Below are 2,965 nucleotides of genomic sequence, written 5' to 3'. Positions count from 1 at the left end.
TGAGAAGATTTAAAGTTGCGCTTTGCAGACCTGGCAGCGACCTACTCTCCCGCGTCTTAAGACGAAGTACCATGGGCGCAGGGGCGTTTCACGGCCGTGTTCGGAAAGGGAACGGGTGCAGCCACCCCGCCATAACCACCAGGTCGGCAAAGCGCAACTTTATGTTTGAGAAGCTGGCAGGCGTTAGCCTGTTTTCCTTTGAACACGTCTTCGATCTTTTCCACCCGAGGGCGCTTGTGGCACCCCATACAGGCCAGAGGCCGTCGCGCTTGGTAGCGCGGGCCGTCCGCAGCGCCATTGGCGCGTCAGGACAAAGGTCAAGCATCATCGATCCGGACGACCGCTTTGCGGTCGCCGGGAGATGAGCACAGTCAATGAGAACGATCAAGCCGATCGAGCTATTAGTACCGGTAAGCTTCATGCGTTGCCGCACTTCCACACCCGGCCTATCAACGTGGTCGTCTTCCACGGCTCTGATAGGGAATACTCGTTTTCAGGTGGGTTTCCCGCTTAGATGCCTTCAGCGGTTATCCCGTCCATATATAGCTACCCTGCTATGCCCTTGGCAGGACAACAGGTCCACCAGAGATATGTCCATCCCGGTCCTCTCGTACTAGGGACAGATCCTGTCAATATTCCTACACCCACGGCAGATAGGGACCGAACTGTCTCACGACGTTCTGAACCCAGCTCACGTACCGCTTTAATTGGCGAACAGCCAAACCCTTGGGACCTGCTCCAGCCCCAGGATGCGATGAGCCGACATCGAGGTGCCAAACAACCCCGTCGATATGGACTCTTGGGGGTCATCAGCCTGTTATCCCCGGCGTACCTTTTATCCGTTGAGCGATGGCCCTTCCACGCGGGACCACCGGATCACTATGACCGACTTTCGTCTCTGCTCGACTTGTCAGTCTCGCAGTCAGGCGGGCTTATGCCATTGCACTCGACGACCGATTTCCGACCGGTCTGAGCCCACCATCGCGCGCCTCCGTTACTCTTTCGGAGGCGACCGCCCCAGTCAAACTACCCACCATACACTGTCCCGGACCCGGATGACGGGCCGCGGTTAGACATCCATGACGATAAGGGTGGTATTTCAAGGATGGCTCCACGGAAACTGGCGTCCCCGCTTCAAAGCCTACCACCTATCCTACACATGCCGACACGAATGCCAGTGTAAAGCTATAGTAAAGGTGCACGGGGTCTTTCCGTCTGACCGCAGGAACCCCGCATCTTCACGGGGAATTCAATTTCACTGAGTCTATGTTGGAGACAGCGGGGAAGTCGTTACGCCATTCGTGCAGGTCGGAACTTACCCGACAAGGAATTTCGCTACCTTAGGACCGTTATAGTTACGGCCGCCGTTTACTGGGGCTTCGATTCAAAGCTTGCACCTCTCCTCTTAACCTTCCAGCACCGGGCAGGCGTCAGACCCTATACGTCGTCTTGCGACTTCGCAGAGCCCTGTGTTTTTGATAAACAGTCGCTACCCCCTGGTCTGTGCCACCCCATCATACTTGCGTAAAATGGGGTCACGCTTCTTCCGAAGTTACGCGTGCAATTTGCCGAGTTCCTTCAACATAGTTCTCTCAAGCGCCTTGGTATACTCTACCTGACCACCTGTGTCGGTTTCGGGTACGGTCTATACGGTGGAGCTATTTCCTGGAACCGCTCCGCTGCCCTGATAATCCAATAAACCAGAACAACTTGTGCAATCCGTCACTACCACCAGGCCCACGAATATTAACGTGGTTCCCATCGACTACGCATTTCTGCCTCGCCTTAGGGGCCGGCTAACCCTGCTCAGATTAACTTTAAGCAGGAACCCTTGGTCTTTCGGCGAGAGGGTCTCTCACCCTCTTTATCGTTACTCATGTCAACATTCGCACTTCCGATACCTCCAGGAGCCCTCACAGGTCTCCCTTCATCAGCTTACGGAACGCTCCGCTACCACGTGTATTGCTACACATCCTCAGCTTCGGTGCATGGCTTCAGCCCCGTTACATTTTCGGCGCAAAGACCCTTATTTAGACCAGTGAGCTGTTACGCTTTCTTTAAATGATGGCTGCTTCTAAGCCAACATCCTGGTTGTTTTGGGATCCTCACATCCTTTCCCACTTAGCCATGACTTGGGGACCTTAGCTGGAGGTTAGGGTTGTTGCCCTTTTCACGACGGACGTTAGCACCCGCCGTGTGTCTGCCGAGTAGTACTCCCCGGTATTCGGAGTTTGGTTAGGATCAGTAAGACGGTGAGTCCCCATAGCCCATCCAGTGCTCTACCCCCGGGGGTATTCGCTCGACGCTCTACCTAAATAGATTTCGCGGAGAACCAGCTATTTCCGAGTTTGATTGGCCTTTCACCCCTAGCCACAAGTCATCCCAATCTATTGCAACAGATGCGGGTTCGGTCCTCCAGTTGGTGTTACCCAACCTTCAACCTGCTCATGGCTAGATCACTCGGTTTCGGGTCTAATGCAACAAACTAAATCGCCCTATTCAGACTCGCTTTCGCTTCGCCTACACCTACCGGCTTAAGCTTGCTTGTTACACTAAGTCGTTGACCCATTATACAAAAGGTACGCCGTCACCCTTGCGGGCTCCGACTGTTTGTAGGCATCCGGTTTCAGGTTCTATTTCACTCCCCTTGTCGGGGTGCTTTTCACCTTTCCCTCACGGTACTTGTTCGCTATCGGTCATGCACGAGTACTTAGGCTTGGAGAGTGGTCTCCCCATGTTCAGACAGGATTTCTCGTGTCCCGCCCTACTCTAGGACAATCATGATATCTACGCGTACGGGGCTGTCACCCACTACGGCCGCACTTTCCAGAGCGTTCCACTTTAATCACAATTGCCACTGGCCTGGTCCGCGTTCGCTCGCCACTACTTGCGGAGTCTCGGTTGATGTCCTTTCCTGCAGGTACTTAGATGTTTCAGTTCCCTGCGTTCGCTTCTTACACCCTAT

General features: G+C 54.2%; 2 rRNA genes. Both read right to left on the bottom strand.

Annotation, left to right across the window (positions count from 1 at the left end):
- Nucleotides 1-28 precede the first annotated feature (28 nt).
- Nucleotides 29-143, bottom strand: a 5S ribosomal RNA gene (gene rrf, locus FHX14_RS32695).
- 237 nt (nucleotides 144-380) lie between these two features.
- Nucleotides 381-2,965: ribosomal RNA gene (locus FHX14_RS32690) — 23S ribosomal RNA — on the bottom strand; the annotation flags it as partial.

The organism is Rhizobium sp. BK619 (assembly GCF_014195245.1).
Taxonomy (GTDB): Bacteria; Pseudomonadota; Alphaproteobacteria; order Rhizobiales; family Rhizobiaceae; genus Rhizobium; species Rhizobium acidisoli.
This window is presented reverse-complemented; position numbering and strand designations above follow the sequence as displayed.